This is a genomic window from Rhodococcoides fascians A44A (assembly GCF_000760735.1).
Lineage (GTDB): Bacteria > Actinomycetota > Actinomycetes > Mycobacteriales > Mycobacteriaceae > Rhodococcoides > Rhodococcoides fascians_E.
On sequence record NZ_JMEX01000001.1, the window covers coordinates 65,197 to 90,718 of the forward strand.

General features: G+C 63.9%; 31 protein-coding genes and 1 pseudogene. 22 read left to right on the forward strand and 10 right to left on the reverse strand.

Annotated features, from left to right (window positions below):
• Positions 1-30 precede the first annotated feature (30 nt).
• Positions 31-312, forward strand: a pseudogene (locus tag BH95_RS00330) (transposase); the annotation flags it as partial.
• A gap of 199 nt (positions 313-511) precedes the next feature.
• Here BH95_RS00330 and BH95_RS28640 read toward each other — a convergent pair.
• Both BH95_RS28640 and BH95_RS27695 read right to left on the reverse strand, forming a co-directional pair.
• On the reverse strand, positions 512-1,141 hold the full coding sequence (locus BH95_RS28640; RefSeq protein ID WP_157773012.1) for a hypothetical protein: 630 nt from the start codon (positions 1,139-1,141) through the stop codon (positions 512-514).
• A 13-nt stretch (positions 1,142-1,154) separates the two neighbouring features.
• Positions 1,155-2,291, reverse strand: a complete 1,137-nt coding sequence (locus tag BH95_RS27695) for an LGFP repeat-containing protein (RefSeq protein ID WP_052059918.1) — start codon at positions 2,289-2,291, stop codon at positions 1,155-1,157.
• Between the two features lie 10 nt (positions 2,292-2,301).
• Between BH95_RS27695 and BH95_RS27700 the strand changes: the two genes are divergently transcribed.
• From BH95_RS27700 to BH95_RS28525, 3 genes are all read left to right on the forward strand, one after another.
• Positions 2,302-2,865, forward strand: coding sequence for a hypothetical protein (locus BH95_RS27700; protein ID WP_052059919.1), 564 nt, complete (start codon positions 2,302-2,304; stop codon positions 2,863-2,865).
• Between the two features lie 392 nt (positions 2,866-3,257).
• On the forward strand, positions 3,258-3,608 hold the full coding sequence (locus BH95_RS28105) for an LGFP repeat-containing protein (protein ID WP_080737919.1): 351 nt from the start codon (positions 3,258-3,260) through the stop codon (positions 3,606-3,608).
• A gap of 180 nt (positions 3,609-3,788) precedes the next feature.
• Positions 3,789-5,120: a TetR family transcriptional regulator gene (locus BH95_RS28525; RefSeq protein ID WP_052059920.1), complete on the forward strand. Its 1,332-nt coding sequence runs from the start codon at positions 3,789-3,791 to the stop codon at positions 5,118-5,120.
• Positions 5,121-5,304: 184 nt separating this feature from the next.
• Here the strand turns inward: BH95_RS28525 and BH95_RS00350 are convergent, their stop codons facing one another.
• A complete protein-coding gene (locus BH95_RS00350; RefSeq protein ID WP_037180499.1) occupies positions 5,305-5,685 on the reverse strand; it encodes a PLD nuclease N-terminal domain-containing protein in 381 nt (126 codons plus the stop codon).
• Positions 5,686-5,955: 270 nt separating this feature from the next.
• Positions 5,956-7,131 (reverse strand): glycosyltransferase 87 family protein, encoded by a 1,176-nt coding sequence (locus tag BH95_RS00355; RefSeq protein ID WP_037180501.1) that lies wholly within the window; start codon positions 7,129-7,131, stop codon positions 5,956-5,958.
• 491 nt (positions 7,132-7,622) lie between these two features.
• Between BH95_RS00355 and BH95_RS00360 the strand changes: the two genes are divergently transcribed.
• Positions 7,623-8,723, forward strand: a complete 1,101-nt coding sequence (locus BH95_RS00360) for an alpha/beta hydrolase (protein ID WP_244164736.1) — start codon at positions 7,623-7,625, stop codon at positions 8,721-8,723.
• A gap of 135 nt (positions 8,724-8,858) precedes the next feature.
• Here the strand turns inward: BH95_RS00360 and BH95_RS00365 are convergent, their stop codons facing one another.
• Positions 8,859-9,158: a hypothetical protein gene (locus tag BH95_RS00365; protein ID WP_157773014.1), complete on the reverse strand. Its 300-nt coding sequence runs from the start codon at positions 9,156-9,158 to the stop codon at positions 8,859-8,861.
• A gap of 149 nt (positions 9,159-9,307) precedes the next feature.
• Between BH95_RS00365 and BH95_RS28645 the strand changes: the two genes are divergently transcribed.
• On the forward strand, positions 9,308-9,583 hold the full coding sequence (locus BH95_RS28645) for a hypothetical protein (RefSeq protein WP_157773016.1): 276 nt from the start codon (positions 9,308-9,310) through the stop codon (positions 9,581-9,583).
• A gap of 159 nt (positions 9,584-9,742) precedes the next feature.
• Here BH95_RS28645 and BH95_RS00370 read toward each other — a convergent pair whose 3' ends face one another.
• The gene (locus BH95_RS00370) at positions 9,743-10,108 is read right to left on the reverse strand and encodes a histone-like nucleoid-structuring protein Lsr2 (RefSeq protein WP_037180582.1); all 366 of its coding nucleotides are present in this window, start codon (positions 10,106-10,108) and stop codon (positions 9,743-9,745) included.
• A gap of 767 nt (positions 10,109-10,875) precedes the next feature.
• Here BH95_RS00370 and BH95_RS00375 point away from each other — a divergent pair.
• The 7 genes from BH95_RS00375 (at position 10,876) to BH95_RS00405 (ending at position 15,455) form a co-directional block, all read left to right on the forward strand.
• The gene (locus BH95_RS00375; protein WP_052059921.1) at positions 10,876-11,496 is read left to right on the forward strand and encodes a hypothetical protein; all 621 of its coding nucleotides are present in this window, start codon (positions 10,876-10,878) and stop codon (positions 11,494-11,496) included.
• Between the two features lie 196 nt (positions 11,497-11,692).
• Positions 11,693-11,980, forward strand: a complete 288-nt coding sequence (locus BH95_RS00380; protein ID WP_037180505.1) for a hypothetical protein — start codon at positions 11,693-11,695, stop codon at positions 11,978-11,980.
• Positions 11,981-12,363: 383 nt separating this feature from the next.
• Complete coding sequence (locus tag BH95_RS00385) at positions 12,364-12,984, forward strand: DnaB-like helicase N-terminal domain-containing protein (RefSeq protein WP_052059922.1); 621 nt, start codon at positions 12,364-12,366, stop codon at positions 12,982-12,984.
• A complete protein-coding gene (locus tag BH95_RS28650; protein WP_157773019.1) occupies positions 12,981-13,583 on the forward strand; it encodes a hypothetical protein in 603 nt (200 codons plus the stop codon). The genes BH95_RS00385 and BH95_RS28650 overlap by 4 nt, the downstream gene beginning before the upstream one ends.
• Positions 13,580-13,885 carry a hypothetical protein gene (locus BH95_RS00395; protein WP_037180510.1) on the forward strand — a complete coding sequence of 102 codons (306 nt, stop codon included), beginning with the start codon at positions 13,580-13,582 and terminating at the stop codon, positions 13,883-13,885. Before BH95_RS28650 ends, BH95_RS00395 begins: the two co-directional genes overlap by 4 nt.
• A 611-nt stretch (positions 13,886-14,496) precedes the next feature.
• Entirely contained in the window at positions 14,497-15,027 is a 531-nt protein-coding gene (locus tag BH95_RS00400) for a hypothetical protein (RefSeq protein ID WP_157773021.1), read from the forward strand.
• Positions 15,028-15,092: 65 nt separating this feature from the next.
• Positions 15,093-15,455, forward strand: a complete 363-nt coding sequence (locus BH95_RS00405; RefSeq protein WP_037180513.1) for a hypothetical protein — start codon at positions 15,093-15,095, stop codon at positions 15,453-15,455.
• A 356-nt stretch (positions 15,456-15,811) separates the two neighbouring features.
• On the opposite strand, the gene BH95_RS00410 is transcribed toward BH95_RS00405, so the two are convergent.
• From BH95_RS00410 to BH95_RS00420, 3 genes are read right to left on the reverse strand one after another with little or no spacing between them, the layout of a single operon-like run.
• Positions 15,812-16,189, reverse strand: coding sequence for a hypothetical protein (locus tag BH95_RS00410; RefSeq protein ID WP_037180515.1), 378 nt, complete (start codon positions 16,187-16,189; stop codon positions 15,812-15,814).
• On the reverse strand, positions 16,186-17,019 hold the full coding sequence (locus BH95_RS00415) for a methyltransferase (protein WP_157773023.1): 834 nt from the start codon (positions 17,017-17,019) through the stop codon (positions 16,186-16,188). Before BH95_RS00415 ends, BH95_RS00410 begins: the two co-directional genes overlap by 4 nt.
• An 8-nt stretch (positions 17,020-17,027) precedes the next feature.
• A complete protein-coding gene (locus BH95_RS00420; protein WP_037180519.1) occupies positions 17,028-17,465 on the reverse strand; it encodes a hypothetical protein in 438 nt (145 codons plus the stop codon).
• Positions 17,466-17,670: 205 nt separating this feature from the next.
• Between BH95_RS00420 and BH95_RS00425 the strand changes: the two genes are divergently transcribed.
• Together BH95_RS00425 and BH95_RS00430 are read left to right on the forward strand one after the other, a co-directional pair.
• The gene (locus tag BH95_RS00425) at positions 17,671-18,066 is read left to right on the forward strand and encodes a hypothetical protein (RefSeq protein WP_037180521.1); all 396 of its coding nucleotides are present in this window, start codon (positions 17,671-17,673) and stop codon (positions 18,064-18,066) included.
• Positions 18,066-18,413, forward strand: a complete 348-nt coding sequence (locus BH95_RS00430) for a helix-turn-helix domain-containing protein (protein WP_037180523.1) — start codon at positions 18,066-18,068, stop codon at positions 18,411-18,413. The genes BH95_RS00425 and BH95_RS00430 overlap by 1 nt, the downstream gene beginning before the upstream one ends.
• A 20-nt stretch (positions 18,414-18,433) precedes the next feature.
• Here the strand turns inward: BH95_RS00430 and BH95_RS27710 are convergent, their stop codons facing one another.
• Positions 18,434-19,639: a pentapeptide repeat-containing protein gene (locus BH95_RS27710; protein WP_052059923.1), complete on the reverse strand. Its 1,206-nt coding sequence runs from the start codon at positions 19,637-19,639 to the stop codon at positions 18,434-18,436.
• A 453-nt stretch (positions 19,640-20,092) separates the two neighbouring features.
• On the opposite strand from BH95_RS27710, the gene BH95_RS00440 reads away from it, so the two are divergent.
• The 7 genes from BH95_RS00440 to BH95_RS00465 all read left to right on the forward strand — a co-directional run bounded on the left by BH95_RS00440 (position 20,093) and on the right by BH95_RS00465 (position 25,504).
• A complete protein-coding gene (locus BH95_RS00440) occupies positions 20,093-20,473 on the forward strand; it encodes a plasmid mobilization protein (RefSeq protein ID WP_037180525.1) in 381 nt (126 codons plus the stop codon).
• A gap of 26 nt (positions 20,474-20,499) precedes the next feature.
• Positions 20,500-22,365 carry a relaxase/mobilization nuclease domain-containing protein gene (locus BH95_RS00445; RefSeq protein ID WP_208601131.1) on the forward strand — a complete coding sequence of 622 codons (1,866 nt, stop codon included), beginning with the start codon at positions 20,500-20,502 and terminating at the stop codon, positions 22,363-22,365.
• Positions 22,366-22,425: 60 nt separating this feature from the next.
• Complete coding sequence (locus tag BH95_RS29330) at positions 22,426-22,596, forward strand: hypothetical protein (RefSeq protein ID WP_244164738.1); 171 nt, start codon at positions 22,426-22,428, stop codon at positions 22,594-22,596.
• Complete coding sequence (locus tag BH95_RS29335; protein WP_244164740.1) at positions 22,562-22,753, forward strand: hypothetical protein; 192 nt, start codon at positions 22,562-22,564, stop codon at positions 22,751-22,753. The genes BH95_RS29330 and BH95_RS29335 overlap by 35 nt, the downstream gene beginning before the upstream one ends.
• A 461-nt stretch (positions 22,754-23,214) precedes the next feature.
• Positions 23,215-23,937: a hypothetical protein gene (locus tag BH95_RS28655; protein ID WP_157773027.1), complete on the forward strand. Its 723-nt coding sequence runs from the start codon at positions 23,215-23,217 to the stop codon at positions 23,935-23,937.
• Positions 23,938-24,047: 110 nt separating this feature from the next.
• Positions 24,048-24,620 (forward strand): TIR domain-containing protein, encoded by a 573-nt coding sequence (locus BH95_RS00460; RefSeq protein WP_244164741.1) that lies wholly within the window; start codon positions 24,048-24,050, stop codon positions 24,618-24,620.
• Positions 24,617-25,504: a DUF4231 domain-containing protein gene (locus BH95_RS00465; protein WP_037180529.1), complete on the forward strand. Its 888-nt coding sequence runs from the start codon at positions 24,617-24,619 to the stop codon at positions 25,502-25,504. The genes BH95_RS00460 and BH95_RS00465 overlap by 4 nt, the downstream gene beginning before the upstream one ends.
• Positions 25,505-25,522 lie beyond the last annotated feature (18 nt).

Here is a 25,522-nt window from a genome sequence, read left to right on the forward strand (position 1 = left end):
GATTCCGGCGATCAGCAACGCGACCGCCGCGCGGACACCGGCATGGCACCTGTAACCCACCGATCCGGTACCTCGATCCGAGGTGAGCACCCTGCAAGATCGGGCAACCGCAAACTCAAACGAGCGTTGTTCCTTTCGGCCTTCGCCGCACTGCACGACCCCACCAGTCGCGCCTACTACGACCGCAAACGAGCCGAAAGCAAAAAACACAACGCAGCCCTCATCTGTTTCGCTCGACGCCGCTGCGACGTCCTGTTCGCCATGCTCGAGAACAAGACCCTTTACCAACCGCCCGCAGCTCACGCAGCTTGACAGGAACCATAGGGACACCCCCCGCGTCCTGGCCCGCCTCGAAACCGCCCTGGGCTGGGAACCCGGCGCCGCGGCCCGAGCCTTCACCCGGACCGCCGCTACAACTTGTTGGTTGATCTGCTCGTTTACTTCCAACTGGCGTTGAAGGTAGTCAAGCACCTCGTTGACCTGGAACGGGCTGTGACCGTCAGGTCGCAGACTATGCTCGCCAGTGAAGTGAGTTGAAGAGAGCAGATATTTTCTGCTCTGTCTGACTTCTGGTATCAACCTCAGTTCGCCAGTGCAAATACAATTGGGTTGCAGCTCTATTTACTTGAGTTTCCCGCGAATCGTACCCGTCCAGGACGGACAGGGGCCCGACAGATGCAATCTGTTGGGCCCCCAGCACGGGATGCAGTAGCCCATCAGTCACACGTGCGACAAGGACGCGGACCCAGGTGTGCATGGCGGCCTCGCGATGGTCAGCGGCAGGTGCTCCGATGGACCCCAATATCAACCAACGCCTTTCGGCGCGATTTTCTCGTGTGATTCCTAAGACGCCATCGAAGACGGCCTGGCCGATCTTGCCGGGGTACAGCGCCCGACATTCCTGCAGGCTTTGTGCCACTGCAGAACCGAATCGCTCAAGCTGCTCCAGCACCGAAGATGGACCCGCATCACCCAAGCTATGCGCGGTCAGGTCCATTGCCAGATTATCGACCGCATCACGGAGAAAGGGATCAGCTGGCCCAGGGGTTCGAAGTCGACGCGCCTCGTTGAGAGACACCACTTCTTGAACCAACAAAGTTTCGATGATCCGTTGCTCGCCTCGTGCGAATAGATTGCTCAAGCACTGCCTACTCTCATGGTTGCGGCCGGTCCTGAATGTAGCCGTTTGCGCATCCGCCCCAGTCTCGACCGTTGTCCTCGTCGGGGCCTGCATAGATGGTTACGATTTCGTTGTTTGCAGGATTGTAGACCTCTGTGCCAGGTGTGCCGGTTTTGCCGTTGGTCCAACGAACGCCTCTGTACCCATCTGCGACTCGCGAGTACGAATCACCAACCGTATGAGTTATGGCCGCGCACATCAGAAAATTTTCGGGGTCTAAGTACGTATCGTGTCTGACGGCTATGTGGTCCCTGTAGTTTCCGCATGACAGCGTAACGGTCGGAAACTTTCCAGTGGGGTGCTTGATTTCAAGAACAATAACATCGTCCGGAATAAAGCGTCCGCCTCCCATACCGAAGTAGCAGTCTGACAAAGTATCGAGGACATCCTCGAACCCTCCGTTCACAACGCACTCTCCGGCCACGTACGCAGTTCTAGTGCAGTCATCGTCGGAGGCAGCTGGATTTTCCAGTCCCCTGATGCTGGGAACCGCTTCAGTGCCGCCCCAAGGAGTCATATAAATTCGGCCGTTGACAAAATCATGATATCGAGTTACGCCAACTGTAAATTCATCGGATGTAAGATAACCAAGCCACCCAGCATGGGCGCCGAGTTCGTTCCATTTGTCGCGAATTGCCCCGTTAGCGATAGCTGAGCCAATTGCATTTTGGAAGGCTACATAGATCGCGCCATTCTGAAACTCTTGACGCCGTCCTATCGCGTCGGAGTGCACAATCTCATCCGTAGTCGGATACCCAAGGAAACCTGTCTCATAATTGTGGACACCCCAGCGGTTGAGGAAGCTGTTGACGACGGGGTGGGCGCCGGTGGCTGCGGACCAGTAGATGGGTCCGTTGAGGAATTCGCTGCGCTTGCCGGTGTTGCCGGGGTTGGTCAGCTCGTTGGTTTTCGGGAAGGACAGGAAGCTTCCTGGCCCGCCGAGGGAGTTGTATTTGTCGCGGATGACCCCGCACACCTCGTAAGGGGAGGGCCAGTAGGTTTGGCAACCCACTGCGGCGCGGGACATGCGCTGGCGGGCTTCCATGGTTTCGGCGTTGTCGGCGTCTTCCTTGGTGAACGGGGCTGGGATCTCTTCCCGATCCGAACGCATCTGACCGGGTGTGACCGTGGACTTCGGGTTCTCCGTCGGTGTCCAGTCCGGATCGGGTTCTGCGGTCTTCGACGACAGTTCCTCGTCGGTCGGCGCGACCGGCTCGTCGGCAGCGGGTTCGGCCGGGAGCGGTGCCTGCGCCAGCGACGGGGCCGCCGCCTCGGGTGCCAGCGCGGCTGGGGCGGCGGATGGGGCTGGCTCGGAGGAGGTGGTGGACGGCGCTCTGATGGTCGTCGAGGACTCCGGAGCTGCGGGTGCGGTGTCGCACGACGGTGTCGGAACTGCCGTGGTGGTTGTAGTCGGTGGTGCAGTGGTCGTGCTGGTGGGTGTTGTTGTGGTCGGTGTAGCGCATGGATCCACCGGTGTCGGTGCGAGTTCTGAAGGCCCAGAGTCGGGTGCAGCGCTCGGAGTCGGCGCAGGAGTGGTCGACGGCTGCGCCAGCGCGGCCGAGGTGCCGGAGATCAGCATCAGGGCCACTGTGCCGGCGGTGAACAACGACCGCGTCGCTGAACGGGATCGACTGCGCGGTGGACGCAGTGGTTTCGACGAAATCATCATGGATTTCCTTCTTTGAGAATGCGGTTCCCCGAACTGGGCCGCTCACAGCATCTTCACTGACGCCTCACAGATTCACAACAACAACATTAGAAACAATCTTTACAAACGGACTACTATCTCGTTCCGTCGGAGAAAAGCATACCGATGACCCCATTTGGTCGCTGACACGCAAACGGGGTGAATGGTATGCAACGAGATAAGCTATATAACAACCAATTTGGCGCTGCTGGGAAGCTCAATTGGGTTGACCTGATGCACGACCATCACCCGTGACCGGTGCTACCGTCACTACCGGATGCCTCGTGCCACGTGCGGCACCGGTAAAGACCAGGTAACCATCAGTCCCACCCGGAGAGCGGCTACGGCCAGCGCACTCCTGGCGGGAAACACGAACGGACGTATATGCCCATGAACAGATCCACCACCCTCACTGCCGGTGTCCGCGGACTTGTCGTCGCCGGCCTCCTCGGCGCTGCGACCTTCACCGGACTCGGCGCCGCACACGCCGAACCCGCACCCGCACCCGCCGCTGGATCATCTGCGATCATCAGCGCTGCTGCGGACTGCCAGGCGTACTGGCCGTCCCCCTACACCGTGTGCGGGGAAATCCGCGACCTCTACAACTCGATCGGCGGACCCGCCAGCTCCCTGTCCTTCCCCAAAGGTCCTGAGGTCACCAACCCCGACGGCAGCAAATACAGCACCTTCCTGAACGGCACCATCGCCTGGTCGGCCGCCACCGGCGCCTACATCGTCTGACCCACCCCCTATTTCACCCGACCGCGTGCGCACTTCCCTGTGACCGCGGTACAGCCGGGCATAATCGGACACACCACGCGGAAACTCCCACGCGTGGTGTGTCCGATCCGGTCCGGTCAAACCCCGGGGGGACGGAAGACGAACGTCGACGTGGGCCGCGGGTGAAGGGAAGGGTGGTGGATGACAGGGGACGCGGTACCGAACACGCACTGGTTCGCACTCGCCGCCCGCCGCCGCCGCATCGACCTCGCCCTGCGCAAGTCAGACATCCCTAGCCGTGGTGGGCCTTCGACTCCGACGGTGTACAAGATCGAATCCGGCACCGGCGCACTCACCCCCCGCGTCCTGGCCCGCCTCGACACCGCCCTGGGCTGGGAACCCGGCGCCGCGGCCCGCGCCCTCCGCCCGACCATCCGGTCGATGCAGGACGTTCTCGACGCCGTCGGCCACGACCCCACACCACTGCACTCGCCCGTCGCCCCGGCCCTGCACCACGACCTACCCGCGTCCGCCGGCGTGCGCTCGTCTGCGTCGGCTACCGGCCGAGGGTGGGAGACGACGTCGGCGGCGTTCCCGGTGACCGCACCAACCGCAACGGCAAAAGGCGGTGTGTCGGTCGGTGATATCGCTACCGCGGCAGCCTCGAACCCGGCCCGAGCGCGAGACTGGGTCGGCGAACCCGACACTCGCACCCCGTACGGGAGGCGGCAGCAACCCCGCGCGCACCGCACCCGCAGTCTGCTCGTCGCCGCCGCCGCCCACGAGATCACCGTCCACGGCTACACCGCCGCATCGGTGAACACCATGCTCGACCTCGTCGGCTGCTCCAAAGGTGCACTGTATTTCCACTTCAGCTGCAAAGCCGAACTCGCCGACGCCGTCCTCACCGCCGCCGATGACCTCTACACCACCATCACCACCCACCAACCCACCACCACAATCCACACCACCAGCACGGGCGACACCGCCGAAATCATCGGTGCCGGTGTGGTTGCTGCGGCCACCGAGGCGGTGCATCCCCTCGCCGGTCACCCGGCCCTGGCTGCGATCGCACTCCTGGTCGATACCATCACCGCCGCTTACCGCAGCCGCTACATCCTGCAGGCAGAAACCGTCCTGCTCACCGAACCCCGCTTCCGGCACCGGCGACCCAGCCGCATCTGGGAATCAGCCGTCACCGCCCTCGCCCACACCGCCGCGGACACCGGCGCACTACGGCCACCGTTCACCGCCGGACATCTGAGCCGCGCCGTCATCGCCGCCGTCACCGGGCACTGCCACGCCCACACCACCCTCGCCCACACCGCCCTCGCCGACACAATCGCGCACAGTCGCAGCACGATCGACGATTCCGATCCCGCATCGGCGGCGATCGACAGTCAGCTCGAGGGTGCCGAGTTCTACTCCGAGCGGGTGCGGGAATCGATCGAGATCATTTTCACCGCCATGACCTCCCCACACCACCGACACCCGATCGCACACGCCCAGAGCAGGTCCGCAGCGGACCAGTGAAAACGGTGGTGGTGCCGGCCGCTACCGCTGCCGGTGCCACTGGTCGGGAACGGCCCGGGGCCGGTAACGAACGCGTGATCGTCTGTCGGACACTGCGAACGGGACACGACACACATCGGATAGGGCAACGCTCGGATCGGGGTCAGTAGTCGGACAGGGCGGAATGAGGAGGGGAGAGGAGGGTTCAGTGGGTGTCGCGGCGGCGGCGTTCACGCTCGATACGGCGCTGCTCTTCCGCACGCGCTCGGCACTGCCGCAGAAACTCCTCATCCGCTTCCGGATTCTGCGCGAGCTGACGACCCGGACGGGTCTCGTACTCCGGAAACGCCGACACCCCCTGACCACGACCACGCACACCAACATCGGTGCCGGAGCCGCCCCAGATCCCGCCACCGACCGGACGCCCGGCAACCAGCCACACCAGCGACCCCGCCAACGGAACGAAGATCACCAGCAGCAACCACACCATCTTCGGTAGATACCGCACCCCACCCTCATCGGCAGTGACCACATCGATCAGCGCGAACACCCACAACAACAAGACCAGCACACCGAAATACGGCATCGCTCGATCCCCCTTTTTCGTTCCGATACAGCACCGAACAGATACACCACATGCGACCAGCCGCCGCACGTCAATCGTGGAGGTAAACCCAGGTATGGGAAGACCGGCCGGTCCGTTACGGCGACGTCAGCATAACCTCCGCCGACGCCCCGCAGACCTAGGTTTGGTCCCGATACCCGCGGAGCCCGCATCCCGACACCCTCGGAGTTTTCGATCCCACGCTCACGGACCGGCTTCGGCGCGTGCGACCGGCTTCGGCGAGCTCGCCGGTCACCGGCAGGCGTTCGACGCTCCGCGGTAGGACAGGGCAGTTGCGGCCACGACTGCAGCGAACAGGGCCGGGTACGCCAGCTGCACAGCGGTGTCGAACCAGGCCGGGCCTTCGAACATGAAAATGCCGATCGCCTTGATGCCGCGGTAGTCGGTGAAGAACCATGCGGTCACCGGAAGTATCACCGCCACCGGGACCGTCCACGCCCACCTGCTGCGGTGCCGGTGTGCGTAGTCGAGCGCGAGGACGGTGAGCGGGATGCACCACACCCAGTGATGACCCCACGCGAACGGCGACACCATCGGAGTGCTCAGACCGCAGATCGTCAACCCCAACAACCGATTTCCGCCCCGATATGCCCGCTGCGCCGCCCACAACCCGATTGCTGCGACCACCACGGCGCCGGCCAGCCACACCCACACCGGCGGGGTGTGCCCGGGCCAGGCCCGCGCCAACGCCCCGTGCAGGGACTGATTCGCCGGCGACGCCAACGCCCCGATCCGCTCCGACTCGCTCATCGCACCGGTGAAGAACCGCCACGCATCCTTCGGGAGAATGGCCACACCCGCGGCCACGGTCACCGCGAACACAGCGGCCGCGGTGACGGCGCTGCGCCACTGCCGCAGAACAAGGAGATACAGCACGAAGAAAGCGGGGGTCAGTTTCAGCCCGGCCGCGATCCCCACCCCGACACCGCGCAGACGGCTACCGTCGGCGCGGGCGAGATCGAACAACACCAGCACCAACAGCAGCAGGTTGATCTGACCGAGCCACATCGTCATCCGCACCGGTTCGAGCCACGACACCCCCGCCGCCACCCCCACACTGATCAGCCACACCCGTGGCCCTCGGTAGCCGAGGATCCGCCACGACGCCATGACCGCGGCATACACCAACACCGCATTGACGATCTGCATCACCGCGATCGCAGTGTCGACACTCATCCACGCCAACGGCACGAACACCAACGCCGCGAACGGGGGATAGGTGAACGGCAACCCCACCTCGAACAACGCGAACTCGTACAACGGCAGCCCGTCCGCCACCATCTGCCCGCCGTGACGGTAGACGATCGTGTCGACCCCGTTGCCGAACAACCCGAACGCACCCCGCCACCCCAGAAACCAGCCGTGCGCCGCCACCGCCACCACCACCGCAATGACCGACCCCACCATCCACCGCCACCCGAACCGAGCCGAACCAGGCCCGGACCCGGACGCACCCCCGCCCCCACGCCCTGATACCGCAGAAGCAGCAGCGGCGGAGGCGGTTTCGGTGCCCACCCCAGTCCCGGCCGCACCGTGGCCGTCGACCCGCTCGGTGCGGGCGCCAGACCCGACCGGACGAGCTGCAGAGGGCCGCGCTGCAGAGGGCTGGAGTGCAGGCGGAGATGAGGGGCGTCGGTGGGCGGACACGGTCATACCTGTCACCGTAGAACCGGACACAGCAACCAAGACGTCGCGACACGAACAGAACGGTATGTTTTCGTGACCGGTTCGTGAACCACACGAACCACCACACCTGGCATGCTCACCTGGTGCAGATGTGGCCCCTGAGACCAACACGTCCGAAGCAAACGGCAAGTCCGAGGCCACCGGGTCCCGATGCGCAGCTCAGCAGCATGCGCTCATCCCGTGCGCCACACAGGGGCGCTGCGGTGCTAATCGTGGCCGCTCTCACCGGCGTACTCGCAACTGCAGGAATGCATCCTGCCGCCGCGAAACCGGCACCTGCACCCGTACCGGCGCCTGCACCGCTCGTCGAATACTCGGCGCCTGCAGTCCCTCTAGCACTCGAGCCGGCAGCAGGGCTGGGGGAGCTGGGGGAGGTGCTGGGGGCGGGGTCGTCGAGCACAGCAGCAGAGCACATCGCCGCGGTGGTGCAGCGGCGTGAGGTGTCCGGGACCCGGGAGATCCTCGAGGTGTTCTCCCCGGCGATGAACCGCACCATCGTCAACGAAGTCCTCCGCCCCACCCGCGCAGGTGGTGGGGCAGGTAGAGGTGGTGGGGCGCCATCGTTGATTTTGCTCAACGGCGCCCTCGGCAACGAGGACGGTGTCGGCTGGCTCAACAATTCCGGTATCGAGGAATTCTTCGCCGACAAGAACGTCACCGTGATCCTTCCGGTCGGCGGACGATTCAGCTTCTACACCGACTGGCAGACACCGGACCCTGTTCTCGGGGTCAACCGGTGGCAGACATACCTGACCCGCGAGCTACCCGCCGCGATCGACACCGCCTACGGCAGCAACGGCCGCCGCGCGGTCGCCGGGTTGTCGATGTCCGGCGGCCCCGCACTGGATCTGGCGATCCAAGCACCCGATGTCTTCGACGCGGCAGCATCGCTGAGTGGATGCCCCGCGCCCTCGCATCCATTGGCGACCGCAGGGATGTCGGCCATGATCGCGGGCGGGCTCAACAATCCGTTCAACATGTGGGGGCCACCCGGAGCACCGGGGTGGCGTGAACACGACCCCGCCGTCAACGTCGAACGCCTCCGCGGCACCGCCGTCTACGTCTCCGCCTCTACAGGGGCGCCGGGGCCGGTCGACCGCATCCCACCCGGTGCGGTGCCGCCCTTCGGCGGCATGATCGTCGAAGCGCTCGTCAACCACTGCACCAGCATTTTCGTCGACGCTCTCCAGGCGGCGGGGGTGCCGGCGACAGTGTCGATGCGCCCCGACGGCGCCCACACCTGGGCCCTGTTCGAAGACCAACTCCGCGAAGCCTGGCACACCACCCTCGCCCCCGCCCTCCACACCACCTAACCCGCCGCTAGCTCACCGCCCGACGTTCAGGCACTCGGCACAACCCAGGCACACAAGCCCGCAGGAATGCAATGGTGTACCTGCACAGTCGACTTCATGGTGCGATGTGATGCCGACGCGGCTACCCCGACACGGTTACTCGACGTGGTCGACAGACACTCCCGACGGAGCAGGGGTCTGGCGGGGCGCGATGTCGGGCCGCAGGGCCGCTGCAACCACCATCACGGTCACCCCGACCGCCGCCGCACCGGACATAGCAGTGGTGACCCGGGAGAACACGTCGACGGCAGCGAGCACACCGACCGCAGTGAGCAGACATGCCACCCACCGTGCGGCAGCGACCGCATACACGCCCTCACGTGGTGGGCGATACCGCAGAACCAGACTCACCCCCACACCCACCACAATCGCCACCACAGCTATCACAATCGACATCCACACACCTCCCTACACCGGCGGCTGCACAAGCCGAGCCACGAATCGAAGAATTGCAGGTCCGTGGACGGCGACCACGACCGACCTCTCCGGCAACGATATCGGTCGACCGCCGGCGTGCCTGCAATTTCTGTACCACTGAGCACGCCGTGCCGAACACTGGTCGTCAGGGGCGGGGCGAGCGGCACCGGCGCCGTAGCGCAGCTATCAGCCGCGTCACCTCGAGCACCACCAACACCGGCACAAGCGTCGCCACCACCACAGCAGCGATCACCAACGTTGGAATCAGCAGCGAATACACACCGGGCATCGACCCCACTCGCCTCCCACCTGCAGAGTTCCGTCCACAGAAAACCTCACGCAAAGAAGGCTCCGCATCGGCTTCAGACCGACGCGGAGCCTTCCTCGGTGTGCCCACCCCGTGAGAGCGGACACGGCCCCATTCTCCCGCACAAGGACCCACACCCGCACGGAAGAGACAACCGACCCACCTGCGTAGCGCCTGCTCTCCCAGCCAGGACGGTCACGGCATAGTCTAAAACCCGGCGCCGTCGATCCGCCACCACATCACTGGCGGCAGCGAGTCAGTGTGCAGCCTCGAACGCCTCGACGATGTCGGCAGGGATGCGGCCACGATCGTTGACCTCGTAGCCTTCGTCGGCAGCCCACTGCCGAATCGCCCGTGTCTGCGCCGGATCACGCTTGGTCGTCGCCCCGCCGACAGACGGCGACACCGACTTGGACGATGGCTTGCGTTTGCGTCCACCGACCCGTGTCGCATGCCCGATGTAGTAGTCGAGCTTGCGATGAAACTCTGTTGCATTCTTCGATTTCAGATCGATGACGTATTCGACGCCACTGACCGAGAATTCGATCGTCTCACCGGAATCATCGGAAATGACCGATCCATCGATGTCATCGACCAAGTGAACAGATACCTGCTTCGCCACGAAAACGCCTCTCTCGACCATCACACCGGACCCCACCGCACTCGGCCGGAATAAACCACCGCGTACCACGTGAATACCGACCGAATCAGAACATGTTCTGATTCATAATAGCGTGCCGCATTGTCGCCGACCCGCGTGCCCGGTAGGACGTAATGCGCTCGGGTGTTTTGCATGTCTTATTTATTTGTCGAGCTGACCGTTGTGCGACGGGCGGACGGTTGCCGCTGCTCGTACTGCACCACCAGGCCCCCTGTTTCTCATCAGTGCTGCCGCGACATCGTGCCAGGTCGGCTTCCGTCGCTCCCCCACAGTCGCCTCCAACATCTACTTACCTGGAGGTGGTCGCTCGATCTTCGTCCGCGCAGCCGGTGCTCAACACCGGAAAAATGCAGAGCCTGTGGTGCTGTGCACTACTTCTGGTGCTGTGCATTACTTTTCGCAAAAGGTCGAAGCCGGGCCGCCCTGCGGGCGTCCACCGAATCGAACTGCGCTGCGCTCCGTGTTATGAAAAGAATTTTTGTTTTCCCTTTCTGGCTGTCCGATTGTGACCGGCGGTGACCTCCGCGCAACCGCCTTGCGTCCGCTGCGCTCCCGGCCCGGAGGGCTCCGAAACTTTTCACACAGCGTGCCTTCGGCTGAAAACTTTCGGCCCGGCAATTGCACTCCGGCCCCCTCGTGCCGGTCCAACTCTCCCTTGCCAGAACGGCAAAAAAATTGGCGGAACCCCCTCCACGGGTACGTCACCGAGTCACCAGGGAGTATCGATCATGGCAGCGAAATACAAGCGCAAAGGCGCACCGCTCGACATCACGGGAATGGACCGCAGACGCGAAGCAGCGATGCGCGCCGCCGACGCTCACGCCGTGATCACCCACACCACCGCCATCCTCGCCGAAATCGGCGTGATCGACGTGCGGGTCCTGCACGCCGGATCCCACACCGCCGAACTGCACATCAACCTCGGCCCGTTCTTCCTGATCTTCCGTAACGCCGCCGCCGTCCACGGATTCATCTCCGCGTTCGCCTCGGTCCGCTCCCAGATGTTCGGACTCACCGGCAAAGTCGGTGCACCGCTGACCGTGCGCGAAGAGTTCGCGATGGCTACCCTCGCCGTCGTCTATCTCGACACCCCGAAGTACCACGTCGAGAACGTCCAGCGCTACAGCGAAACCCAACGCCGACCCATCCACTGGGTCGAACTCGTCATGGGCCCGGTGACCTGGCGCATCGTCGACCACGACAGCTACGACACCCTGATGGAGCAATTCCGGACGCTGCACCGCGTCTCGGTCGGTGCATTCGCCGACGGTGGCCGCTACCGCCGCGACCCCACCAAAGTCCTCGACGCCTTCGACGACACCGACACCGACACCGACAGCGGAGCCTGAGCGCCCCCCCACACCGGCCCGTAGTCGATCGGCCCGGACCCCGTCCACCAGGTCCGGGCCGATCCGGCTGCGCCGTCCACAAGGCGATTGTTCATCCACAGGCCCGGGTGAAACCCGTCGACAGTGCGTCCGCTCGCGCGCCCTGAGGTGTCACACTGTTGCCGCCCCCGACCGCCGCACCCGAAGGACACCCCTTGTGATCACCTGGACCTTGACCACCACCGTCTTCGGTCGCCGCCCGGCACTGACCGCCGCCGGCAGCGAACTCACCCGCACCGACGCCGCCCACGCCGCCGCGAACGCGGCCCGCTCGGCGCTGATGGACGCCGCCTCCGATGTCGTCGCAGCAACAGGACCGGTGTACCGCATCGCCCTCGACGAGGGCGTGGTGCTGACGATCGGCACCGGCGGAACCAGCAGCGGCCGACTCGTCCTCGACGACGCACTCGATGCCCTCGAAACATTCGAACACCACCACCCATAATCCACCCGGCCTTGCCCCGACACCCTTCACTGAATCACGGGACTCAGGAACATCAGGAACGCGAAATGTCGAGGCGTATAAATCGACCAAAACAATTGCCATGCAACATGTGCCAGTACATCACCGAACGCAGCGATACCCGCGACATCGGTGCGCCACCGTAGCCGGAACCGACACGAACACCCGACGCAGAGGCTTGGTTCGTCGAAAGATGGATCAGCGCAATGATATTCGATCAAATGGTAGCAGTTCTGGCTGGATATCGGCCCGTTTGTGCGGTATGCTGAAGCGATTCGAAAAGTGTTGCACCATAGACTGTTACGAAGAATTCGCCCCGGCTCGACCGGGCTGACCATCCGCCCTTCGAGCCGAAAAGGACCGCTATGAACGCACTGCGTGCAGTACCCGCACCGAACGACGCGGGCAACGGTATTGCTGCTGGAGTGGCTCTCGCGCTTGCCGACGACGGCGGGGACATCGACAGTGGGAACGTATTCGAGCCGGCGACCGACCCGGAAGCGTTGCTGCTGTGTGCCCTGATGTGGAGCTTTCACCCCGCCAATGGCAGCACCGAGATTCGGCGCATCACCGCCGCTCTCACCGCAGGCGACTTCGACGACGTCGCCTACGGCCGCGTGTTCACCATCATCGCCGGACTGGTCACCGATACCCGGCCCTACGACCCGGCCAGTGTCACCGACGCGCTCATCCGATCCGGGGCCGACGGCGCGAAAGACGCACTCCTGCGCCGACGTCTGAACGGTGTCATCACCGCCGGAGCCGAAGCGCTCCTGATCACCCACTACGCCGACATCGTGCTCTCCCAGGCCTACCGCCGCAGCTTCCGCACCGCCGGAACATCGATCACCCAGGCCGCCGAAGAGCTGCCGGAAGAGCAGTTGTTCGACCACATGGTCACCCTCGGGCGCCGGCAACGCGACGCATTCGCCCGCCTCGAGCAGTTCCGACGCCCAGACCCCGCCGCCATGGGAGGGCGGGCATGACAAGCTCGACAGCAATGACCGACGAACCCGCCACCACACCCGCTACCGACCCCGTCGTGGACACAGGCGTCGATGACAGTCTCCCGGCTGCTGTCCGCGCCGCGATCACCGCCGTCCACCACAGTGCACACGACCTCGAGTCCGTCGCCCCGGGCCCCGGCGCGATCACCGTGCAGGTGTGTTCGGCATCGGAACTGTCCTACGACCCCGCAGCTTGGACCACCATCGGGACCTACCGTGCAGGTGATGCCGTGCTGCTCGCTGATCGTCTCGTCGACGCGCTCGGCGAGAGCGCGAACGTGCACACCGACGCCGGTGTCCTCGTCGTCACCCACACCTACACCGACCCCCACCCCGATCCAGACACCGTGACCGAGCCGGGCACCAACTCCGATGCAGGCACCGCGGCCGTGAACGGCAGAGCAGAGGACGCAACCATGACCACCACCGAAGACGAGATCGCCGAAGCACCACTGCTGACCCTGCACACCGACCGGGTCCACGAACTCGGCGATACCGTGCGCGACCGGCTGGGAACGCGCACCTGCTGCAACTGCAGCAGCACTGGCTGCTGCAGAGCGCGATCGACACCGGAGTGATCACCTACGACCGGCAGAAATGGGGTGAACTCGCGCTCGGGGCGATCTTCGAGGACCCCGATCAGCATGTGATCGTCTTCCGGATCACTTACGACATCGCCGGCGCACCGAACGTCACCGACACTGCAGAAACGGACTACCCATCCGACTTCGGCGATCTCGACACCGACGCCCAGAACACTGTCCCCTCGACCCTCGTACCGGATCCGCCGACCGCAGCCGGGTGGCTGAGCTACCTCGTCGACGCGCTCAACGAGCTGCACCGCGCCACCGGCGCGCTGGTGCACGGCTGGCCACGCTGACCCGCCGCGTCCACGCAGACCGGCAAACCACGCACACCGAAAAACCATGCACACCAACAGATCGCGGGGATTCACAGCGCCGTCTGGCGTCAGGCCCGGTACGGGTGGCCCGGACTTGTTGCTACCGGCCCGCCAAGCATGATGGAGACCATGGACACCGCCCACGTCGACGACCTCCACGACCCGGCGATACGTACATAGGCGAGGTAGCACACCGCCCCGAGGAATCGGACGTGCTGTCCCTCTATCGCTATCTGAAAACCTGTACGCGATGGCGGATTACCTTGTACCCGTCGCGCATTGGACTGCCGGAGTCCCCTCGGTGATACGGCCACCGTGTCGGACGAAATCGAGGACACCGGTGCCGGGGAGCCGCGCAGCGGGTCGGGGATGGTCCGTCGGCACCGCGCCGCCTGACAACGCCTGGGCACCCTCCCGGCGGCCACCGGCAACGAAACCATGAACACAACCGGGCGCTCGCAACCTCGACAAGGGCTGTGTCCCCTCGATCACGCAGCACGGGCCGCTGAGGCACGGTAAATCGTCAAGATGTGTTGACGCCGCATGGCAGCGACACGTGCACGTCACTTACCGGTAGGACAATGAAGACCATGAGCACCCCGAACCGCCACGGTGACACCACCCCAGGCACCACCCCGGACGCCGCACCCGAGACCACGACCTCGCGTGACGAGGTGCTGTTGACGCTGCACCTGGACCGGCTCGATCACACCGAAGGATGGGACCGCCACACCCATATTGGAATCGATCCAAAAAATTCGGCGATCGAACCGCACTGGTATCTGGGCTTCGCGATCCGCGACGACATTATCACCTGGAACACCGGCCGGTGGAACGAACCGACATTCGGTATCGATTTCACCGACGCCACCCAACACGAGGTCGAGTTCTCCATCCGCTACGACTTCCCCGGCAACACCGGAGTCCTGCACGTCGTGGCAGGGGACAGCACCGACTACCCCGACGACATCGACGAATTGACCATCGACCAGGTGCAAGCGTTGCCGTCGACGCTTACACCTGATCCGCCGACGATCGAGAACTGGCTTACCTACATCGTCGCCGAACTCAACACCCTGCACGCCGGTACCGCCGCATTGGTGCAGTCCTGGCCGCGATGACCCCCGCCATACCCCCGAACCCCATCCCGCGGCAGTCCCGCCACCGAGACTCCCGGGGTGTCCCGGTGGAGACCGCGCATTCACGGTTGATCGCCCCCGACGCGCCGATCCCATGCCGTCAGAACCCGGCCGGGTGGGACGTCGACCGCACCGGCGCACCCGGTCTGCGCGCGGCGGTACGCGCGTGCCGATTGGACTGCCCCCTGCTCACCGAATGCCGCGTCGTCGCCCAGTCCGGGACAGTGCAACTACGGGCGATGGTGTGGGCCGGGATCGTCTACGACGAAAAAGGCGAACAGCTCGACCTCGATGATTCACGCGCGCGTGTCGGCGGCTGGGCCACTGTCCGTGACACCCGAATCCCCGACGCGACGGGCCGTATCTTCAACGGCCACACCGGGCGGTGGGAGGCACCCACCGGCACCTGAACCACCGACACCTGAAATCTCAGTGGTGCGGGTCGACCGCGCCCACGTGCAGCTCGATCAGACGAAGCACGCCCGATCGGATGGAGCGCGCCCCGCACCGGGGCCACGGCGGTCGGTGCTCAACCCCTGGGGCGGGGCGCACCTTCCACTGTAGGTCGGCATCGGCGTATCAACGTCGGGGTGGAGGGTGGCGCGGGAAACAGTGGGGGAGCCATCCTTTACCCGGGGGGGAGTGGAAAAAAGACGACCTGTCTCCCGCGCCTGCCGCACCCGAAAAAAGGGACCACCACTTCTCGGATGCGACGGGTGAAATATTAACCGCCGCCAGTGATGGCACAGTGAGGGCGGGGTGGTGGTCATAGCCCGAAGCTTTCCCCGAGTACGGGCCGGTTGTCGGCGATGGTGCGCATCAATTGCGCCAACGCCAGCGCCCCGATCGGATCATCGATATGGTGGCGGGCCATCAACTCCACCTCCCCGGTTTCGGCGACCACCTCGAGCAGTTCGGCCGAGGCACGGTCGGCGAACCCCGGACCGGACAGGGTGTTGATGGTGCGCAGCAGCGCTGCGAACCGTTCTGCGGTCTCGGCGCGCACCCCGCGGTGTATGACGCCGAATGCATCGCATGCTTCCGGGGAACACAACTGCGTCAGAATGCCGAGTTCGGCCTCGTGCAGCTCCGCCCAGTCCGCAGGCGTGCGTGCGGTGTCGTCGGTGCCGTCGGGTGGGTTCATCGGGGGTCTCCTGGACGATATGCAGCAGCGGCGAGGTCGGTGAGCAGACGATGATGCTCGACGCTCCCGACGGGCAGGGTCGCGAGCTGTGCGCGGGCGGCGGTGATGCGGTCGTAGCGCTGCACGGCCTGCTCGTCTTCGTCGGTCACCGTCCCGTGGTGGCGCACCGTGATGATGCCGCGGTCGGGGTGGGCGGTGATGTCGCCGCCAAGTCGTTGCGCGAGCAGTCCGGCTGCTGATTCGGCGGCCGAGTGCGGTAGTGGTCCGAGGACGGTTTTCGAGTCGGGGATCGGTCCCGGCCGCACGGTACGGATGTGTACGAACCACCCTGCGCCGTCGCCGTCGCTGTCGCCATCTGCGTTGCTGCTGTCGTCGCTGACGGTTGAGTCGCTGATGGTTGCGGCAATGATGTCGAGGACGTCGGCGGGCGGCGGGAGGTGCACGCGTCGTACGCCGGCGGCGTAGGTGGGGTCGGCGGCGAGAGCGCACGCGATCTCACCGGTACTGCCGATCACTGTCGTCGATCGCTCGTCGTTGCGGCCGGTGGGGTCGTTGTGGGTGTGGTCGGTGAGGGCGGCGGCGACGCGGCCTGGCTCGTATGTGGTGATGACGTTGTGGGCTTGGGTGATCGCGAACCCGGCTGCGGCGGTCCCGGTGTGGAAGTCGCCGCGATAGTGCACGAAACCAGGGTCACCGTACTGGTCGAGTGTCGCGACCTCCACACCGATCAGCACGCGTGGGCAATGCTCAGTCGTGGACGATGCGGGCTGTCGGTCGGCGGGGGCGGGTGCAGTGCCGGGGTGGGTGGTGCCGGTGGGTGTGGTGGTCATCGGCTGGTTCACCGTGCCTGTGCGTAGTCGCGGGCACCGGAGGTCTCGGCTGTGTCGGGATCCCCGGTGGCCGCTGGTGCGTCGGCACCTTCCGCACTGGTGGTGGTGTCGCGGTCGGGTGCGGGACGGACGATGCGGGGTTTGCGCGTCGTGGTTGTCTTGCCGCCGGCGGGTGATGGTGTCTTCTTGAGCAGGCTGGTGGGCACTTTCAATCCGGCGGTGCGGAGTTCGGTGGCGGTCCATCCGCTGTCGAGTGCTGCTTTGATGGCGGCGGTTTCGGCGGCGGCCGCGTTCTTCTCTGTCTCGGCTGCGGCGGCAAGTTTCTCGGCGGCGTCGGCGCGGGTGTTCTGTGCATCGACGATGCGGTCGATGTAGTCGAGGCGGTTCGCGAGTGCGGCTTGTGCGGCGGCGCGGACAGAGGTCGGGTCGAGTGCAGGGGTGCTCATGATGGCAGAGCCTTTCGAGGCTACGAAGGAAACGCCCGAGCGCACACCGGTGGATGGTGTGTGGGCGCTGTGTCTGTCGTGGCCTCGGGCGTCCTGCATGACGTCCGAATCCGTGCACAACGGTATCGAATCGGGCCGCTCGATGCACGCCCACCATAACTGCTATGTCTTGCACAGCATATACCGTGCAAGGTATACTCGGGTGGTGGATGTTGATGCACCGGAAGAGTTCTTCGACTGGCTCGATCGCATCGAGACGAAGGCCGATGCGGGAGACCCGGCGTCGGTGCGGGTGCTTGCTCGGGTGACCGATGCGTTGGTGCAGCTGCGTGAACTCGACGGTCCGCCGTCGGAGGATCGGCCGGATCTCAAACGCGTGCGGCAGTCGAAGCGGTTTCCGGTGTGGCGGACGGCGCATCCGTTCGATGCACAGATCGCGTTGCGGTTGATCTGCTGGTTTCCGCCCGACAGTACGAGGGTGGTGGTGGCGTTGTTCGCGGCCGACAAGGCGCGGATGGGTGATGTGTTCTACGACGGAGTCGGCGTCAGGGCTGATGTCGCGATCGAGCGGTGGCTCCGCGAGAGTGAAGGAGAGCAATGATGGGTGAGAAGAGAACGTTCAGGCGCGCGAACGAGCGGATCGAACAACTGCGCACCAAGCCCGCGATCGCGAACACGGTGGCCGTGTTCGCGGCCGAACGCGAGAAGATGAACCGCGTGTACGCGGAAGGGCTCGCTGACATCCGGAAAGCCGGCAATCTCACGCAAATGGAGATGGCAGCGTTGCTCGGAACGAATCAGGGTGCGGTGTCGAGGATCGAGAGCCGCGATGATCTGTTGTTGTCGACGCTGCGGCAGTACCTCACTGCCGCCGGCGCTGTGCACCCGAAAATCGTCGTCGAAAAAGACGGCGTCGAAATCGCACTCGACCTCGACGCCTTCGCCTGACTGCGTGCGTACAAGCTTGACTACTTCTGTGGTGGATTCGGTTTCGTCTCGTGTTCGATGACCGCTTCAGGGGGGATGTGTCCGCCGTCGGGCCACGTTGTGGTGGCGTCGAATTGAATCTCTGCGGTGTGGCCGGAGCCGAAACCTCGTGCATCGGTGAGGTCGGTTCCGTTGCGTAGGTCGGCTCCGTGGAAGGCCGTCATGGTGAGGCTGGCTCCGCGAAGGTTCGCGCCCGCCATGTGGGTGTACGACAACACTGCATGATCGAGTTCCGCGCCGGTCAAGTTTGCGTCGATCAAACGTGTACTGCCGAAGTTGGTCGCTCCGCAGTTCGCGTTCCGCAGTTGGGCTTTGCTCAAATCTGCTTGGTAAAGGAACGCGCTCATCAGCTTGGCATTGTTCACGTTCGTGCCGATCATGTGTGCTCCGTTGAGTTTGGCGTTAAAGAGGTCCGCGTTCTCCATGTATGCCCAGTTGAAGTTCGCGGACGACAGTTGGCACCCCGAAAAGTTCGCACCCTTCAGGTTGGCGGTGACGAAACGGGCTCGGGTGTCGAAGTTACTGTTTGAGAAGTCCGCACCGTCGAGGTGCGCGCCGGACAGATCGAAGTCCGCGCCGACCCATGATGGTTCTCCCAGAACCTCGGGCATTCGTCTGAGGTGATGTCGAATCGTATCGATTATCGCTGTACGCACCCGTTCCTCCTCCTGGCGCAGGATTGTCGCGTTGGACAGCCACGCCGTGTCGGCTAGTTGGGCTTCGAGCATGTCGGTATTCGTGGTGTCGTTGCGAAGGTACGCACACAGCAGATTGATACAGGCCTGACGCTCGGTGTCAAAGCCTGCACCGTGCCAGTCGTCGGCGAGTGAGGCAAGGGAGTAGACGCCGGCGAGGCGGACCGTGGCGGCGCGGTCGGTCAGTTGGGCTGCGCCGACTGTGAAGCGGGCGCGTAGATCGCGTGTGCTTTCCAGTCGGTGACTCCTGCCGCTCGCTTCGGCGTCTTGCCTGCGGCCGCGTTCGCCGCCGTAGAAGGTGATGAGTGCGGCGATCAGGACTGCGAGGCCGCCGACTCCGGCGCCTTGTCCAGGTTCTGGCGAACCCCACAAGATCCAAACCACTCCGACCACGACGAGTACAGCTGCGCCGGCGACGACTCGTGTCGCCGTCGTGGTCGGCATCAGTCGGCGTAGCCCCTTGCGTACGTCGGGGCGGTTCAATGCACTCATCCATCAATCATGCCCAGCGGGTGGCTGCGGTATCCGAACGCAGATGTGCGCCTACTAATAGAGGCCAAGCACGGTTGCCCCCAACTGGGGATCGGACTGTGTCCTCATGTGGATGTCCGAGAGTTCCTGGGCCGCTCCGCTCGGTCTCAGGCACCCACAATCGGGCCCGAAATCCACAGCCGGGGACAACCGCCGGCCGCGCAACCTGTGGCTCGCGAAATCGGAACTCGCTGCGCTCGTCCTGGCGTCTTGGGGGAGACCCCCTCCGCAGGCTCCGTGTGCCACCCCCACTTGCTCCGCCCGGAGCAAGTGCCCCGGGCGGAGCAAGCTATAACTTGGGTGCCCTAAATCTGGCGATTTCGGCGGTCACCTGCCACACTGGCTCGTGTGGGTCCCCAGGTGTGGGGTCGCTGCGCTGGCCGGATGAACGTTTACGGACGTGAGGAGCGGGTGATGGGTGAGACCAAAGCGGGGTGGTTGCGCACCCGTCAGTCGAACGTCGTCGGCGGGCGGATGCACCGGCACGTGGTGAAGTTGACCGATGAGCAGGAGCTCGCGGTGCAGGCGGCTGCTCGGGTGCAGGGTGTGACGGTCGCGCGGCTGCTCGCGGACTCCGCGTTGAAGGCTCCGCGTGCGTCGGTGTCTCGTGAGGACCTGACGGAGTTGTTCGCGGTCGCCAAGCTCATCGCAGCGGTCGGCCGGAACCTGAACCAGTTGGCAAAGGTGGCGAATGCGACGGGGGAGTTCGCACCGGAGACCGAGGCTGCTGCGGCGGCGGTTCGTCGGGTGTTCGATCGCATCGAGCGGCTCCCACGGGATCTGGTGGGGCGTTGATTCCGAACATCACACGCGGCGCAAAGATGACCGGGCTGGTGGTGTATCTCGCCGGTCCGGGTAAGTCGAACGAGCACGAGAACCAGCACGTCGTCGCCGGCCACGAGGCCATCATGTTCACGGCGCCGACGGGAGAGCTGTCACACGAGGATGCGATCGGGCTCGCCGGAAAGTTGGACACGGCGCGAGTGGTGTTCGGTACCGAAGTGTCGGTGACGAACAAGCGCGCGATGTCGGCGGCGCTCGACGACGGTGTATCCCGGTCTGTCGCGTTGGCCGATGCGACATCGGACCAGAACGTGTGGCATTGCTCGCTGTCGCTGAACCCGGACGAGGGGGAATTGTCGGACGAGAAGTGGGCGGCGATCGCGGCGGACTTCATGAAGGAAATGGACTTCGACGACCCGGACTCACCGCGCGCACCGGCACGCTGGGTGGCGATCCGGCACGGCAAAACCAAGGCCGGCGGCGACCACATTCACATCGCGGCCTCCGCTGTCCGCGAGGACGGTACAAAGGTCAACACGTTCAACGATTTCAAGCGTGCCCATCAAGCGTGCAACACCCTCGAACACCGCTACGGATTGGAGGTTCTGACGTCCCGCGAGGCGGACAAAGGTACTCGCGGTCTGAAGCCAGGGGAGTTGGAGAAGGCGAAGCGCGACGGTCTCGCGGAGCCGGTGCGGGTGAGCCTCGAACGTACGGTCCGGGCGGCCGCGACAGCATCGAAAACCGAAGCAGAGTTCGTGCGCCGTCTGCGCAGCAGCGGGGTGTTGGTGCGCCCGCGGTACGACAAGGGCAGCACCGATGCAGGAGTGGTCGGCTACTCGGTCGCGGCGGCACTGACCGAAGTTCAGCGCGCGGCGGGGATGAAGCCGGTGTGGTTCGGCGGCGGGCGGTTGGCGAAGGATTTGACGCTGCCCCGTCTGCGTGACGAGTGGGATCAGAGCACCGACGCGCGTACGGCGGCCGAAGGCGAATGGAGCTCCTCGCGTCGCGGTGCGGCAGTGACCGTCACGAACGGTCGCGAGCGCGCACGCATCGATCCGGAGCTGGTGGCACGGGCCGCGCAGGACATCGAGAAGTGGAACAAGTATCTGTCGTCGATTCCGGTCGACGATCATGCGCAGTGGGCGCGTGCGGCCGGGCGCACATCGGGTGTGTTCGCGGCATGGTCGGCGCGAGTGGAGACCACACCGGGCCCGTTGGCGTCCGCATCGCGGGCATTGGGTTACGCGGCGCAGATGCCGGCGCATCAGCGTGCACCGCGGGTCGACAAGCGGCTCAGCGGCGGCGGAGCCGCGCTGATCCTCATGCAGGCCCAGATCCAGAGCTCCGGCGCCAGCCAAGTGCTGTTGTTGCGGCAACTGATGCGCACCATGGATGCGATCGCCGACGCACGACGAGCGGCCGGTGATCTGGTTCGGGCAGAGCAGTTGGTGGCTGTACGTAGCGCTGAGTTGGAGGGACTGCATTCTCGGTTGTCACGCAGGTTCACACCGGCACCGTCCGTCGACGTTGCTGCCGGCGGTGTGCGCGTATCTCAGGTCGAGGTACCCAGGCAGGGCGAGGACCGAGTGCGCAGCGGCGACGGCGTCGATTCGGGTACTCGAATGCCCGATGACCTCGATCCCGAAGTGGCGAACGTTGTGCGGATGACGCGACTGTCGACGGGGACCGCCGAGCAGGCGAGGGCTGCCGCGCGTACCGGCGGCGGGAGTGCATCGAACGAGGAGCTGACAGAAGAAGAGCTGCGCGCTCATCGCCTCGCAGAGCTGAACACACGCGGGGTCGATCAGAGGTGGGGCGACAAGCCCACCGACGAGCAGATACGAGCGTCGTCGGGGTCCACGGACGGACGTTCGAGCGATGACCGAGATCGTGGGCGTTGATGGTCTCAGATGTATCGAGTGCAGTTGTCCGACGCGTGAGTGGAAGGTCGAGTTGATCGAATGACGATCAATCCAGTGTTGGTCACGGTGCAGATTGCGGCACCGTTTCTGGCTGCGATCGTCGCGGTGGCAGGTGTGTATCTGACCATTGCGCAAAAGGATCGCAACGAATCGTCGCACCGAATGGTGGCGGCGAGTGACGTGGGCGCTCGAACGCACCGGCAGCGATGACGACAGTGCAGCGGAGATGGGATGGATCATCCTGGGTGGGTTGCTCGATTCGGATCTGGCGACCGACAGCGAACGGGCGATCATCGAGGCATTGGCAGAACAGGTCGCGGGAAGCGATACTGGGGACGAGACCGACACCACGGACGGAGATCAGTGATGACATCGAGCGCCGGTAGCAGTGCCCGCGCCGTCTCTGGCGGTCAGCCGAAGCGGGTGCGCAGCATGGCGGTACGGAGGGCGGCTGCGAAGGTTGCAGTCAAGGCCGCCCAGAAGCAAGGCAAAGAACCGGACCCCCAGATGGTTGCGCTCGCTGCGTCACGATAAATCGCGCGGGAGGCGTCTCGTAGCTGGAGTTGATAGTGCGATCACAGCCTGCGAGAAACTGACCGAGAAGCGGTGCGCCACTATTGCCGTATTGACTGGCGCGCCTTGGTGGGTGCGCTGCGAAAAAGCGCCTCATTGGACAGCTCAGTTATCGAAACTGTCGGTGCACGGAACTCGGGGGTGTCGGTAGTCACATAGCAGCCGCATCGGGTGCGGGACACCGCGAGGACAGGCCTTTCGTTGTGGCGGCGTGCCACCCGCGACGGCAGCATTCCGGTCCTATAGTGCGACGGTATGGACCATGGTGACGACGATGCGGTCGTGATCCCCGTGAACTTCGGGACGGGTCGTGGTCGGCGTGCGCGCAGCGGCGACGGCGAGCACATCGATACCAGCGGCGAACACGCCGCGGGCCCGCTCGCCTCGGTCGATGATGCCGATGCCGCCTACGACGCGTTTGATGATTTGGTGATCGAGCTGACGCCGCGGCAGCGTTGCTTCGTTGAGACCGCAGCCTGGCTGCTCGCCGACGATGTCTACGACGCCGCCGAAGACATCGCCGCCCACCCCGAGACTGCGTCCCGGGATATCTCGATCCTCAGCGACTTCCCACCCTGTACTTGGACTCAACCGGTGTCGTGGTGGCGTGAGCAGGCCCGCTGTTTCGACGACCTCGCCGAAGAAGCTCAAAACGGGGCAGACCCTGAACCGCGCAGCACGGGGGAGGAAATGGCCCTGCATCTGATCCTTGGGCGTGCCCGCGCCTTGGCCACCGATGAACCCGAGATCCGAGCCGAACTCGTCAATGGCATCGACGCACACCCCAGCGACGACGACTGGGACGGGCCCCTGGACTTCCTGTTTCAAGACCACGATGTGTTGACCCTGTTCGACGATGACACCGAACTACGCTCCCACGAGCTACACCCCGGCGCAGTCAATCTCGCACCACAGGACTGGTTCACCCCGTTCGCCGACTCAGACAGCCGTCAACCGTCGCGCGGATACCGCCGCTGACCCCGGACCAGCATCCGGACGCGCAACTTGATGTCGCGACGTGCATCTCGGCGGTATGTTATACCGCAGGTTCGGTTTCATGACGTGAAAGGGTTATTGTGGGGCACAAGGTGTTCATTTCGTTCAAAACAGAAGACGCAAACTATAAGACTGAAATTCAGTCATGGGACCATCTTGACTATGTCGACAAATCCCTGGATGAGCCCATTCCATCGGACGACCAGGATTATATTATGCGGCGTATACGATCCGATTATCTGAAGGATTCGACGGTTACCATATTTTTGATAGGTACTCACAGCTCGGAGGATATGGGCGCAGTTGAACAGTATTACATAAAGAAAGAACTTCAAGGTTCTCTCTACAACGGAGTCGGCAACAGTAAAAGCGGATTACTGGGTGTGGTCCTGCCGTCCATGCAGTCTTCCGTTTATTTGGGGGACTACACATGCTTCACATGCGGCGGAACGCATCGCCACGTCAATATGGGCAACTCCACCGTAATCAAAGAGTTTGGATACAACTACTTCATACCAAACGAAAAATGCTCATGGAGTGAGGAGGACAGATATTGTGTCCTCGCTACCTGGGACGAATTCCGGCTCGATCCAGAAAGATACATCGACGAGGCTTTCGACAAGCGCACTGCGCCCATTGCCGCGCACACCAAGGTGCGACCGTGAACGCGGCATCTCCCAGCTTCTCTGTGTCGTTCCCGTCGCTTCTCGAGGCAGCCGAAGAGCGATCTGCGGTTCAGCAGAAGCTATTCTACGGTGTAGTCGGTGGCCAAATTATCGCGCTTGCGGTGGCTGCTGCGGCCGCTTTGCTGCCAAGTGACGTGCTCGGAGGGCTGGGGCCTATCGTTGTCTTGATAGTGTTCGGCGGAATAATTCTCGTTCAGGTTTCTAAAATTGCAGAAAAAGCAGAAAGAGAATGGTACGAAGCTCGCGCTGCCAGCGAATCTATCAAGGCTGCTTCATGGGAATACGCGGTTGGGGGAGAGGCTTTTCGGTTGAGCGACTCTTCCTCGAAGGAGCGTTTTCGTGAAACTTTGACCGGTTTTCTTGATCAGCTAACTCGTCTTGACGTGCCGACTGCCAGCCGCGCTAACGCTAGTGTCACGGAGACAATGGCTGAGTTGCGTGCAAGCTCTCTTGAGGTTAGGCGAGCAGTGTATGTCCGCGATCGAGTCGATGATCAACTCAGGTGGTACTCGAAAAAATCGAACTGGAACAAACGACGGGCGCGGTGGGGCCGTATTTCCGTAATTGTCGTGTCACTAGTTGCGCTTGTGCTTGGAATCGTGCGGATCCGTGGACACTTCGACACTGATTTGATGAGCGTGTTGGTTACTGGTACGACTGGAATTATAACCTGGGTACAAGCCAAAAAATATACGCAGCTGTCCGAAGCTTATTCGGTGACCAGCCATGACATCTCGCTGCTAGCGTCCGCGGTTCAGGAAAACCGAACCGAAGACGAATGGGCGCAGTTTGCTCACGATGCGGAGGCAGCATTCAGCCGAGAGCATACGATGTGGAAGGCGCGCAGGCAGGGTCCGGTGTAACTACGTGTGAAGGATCTG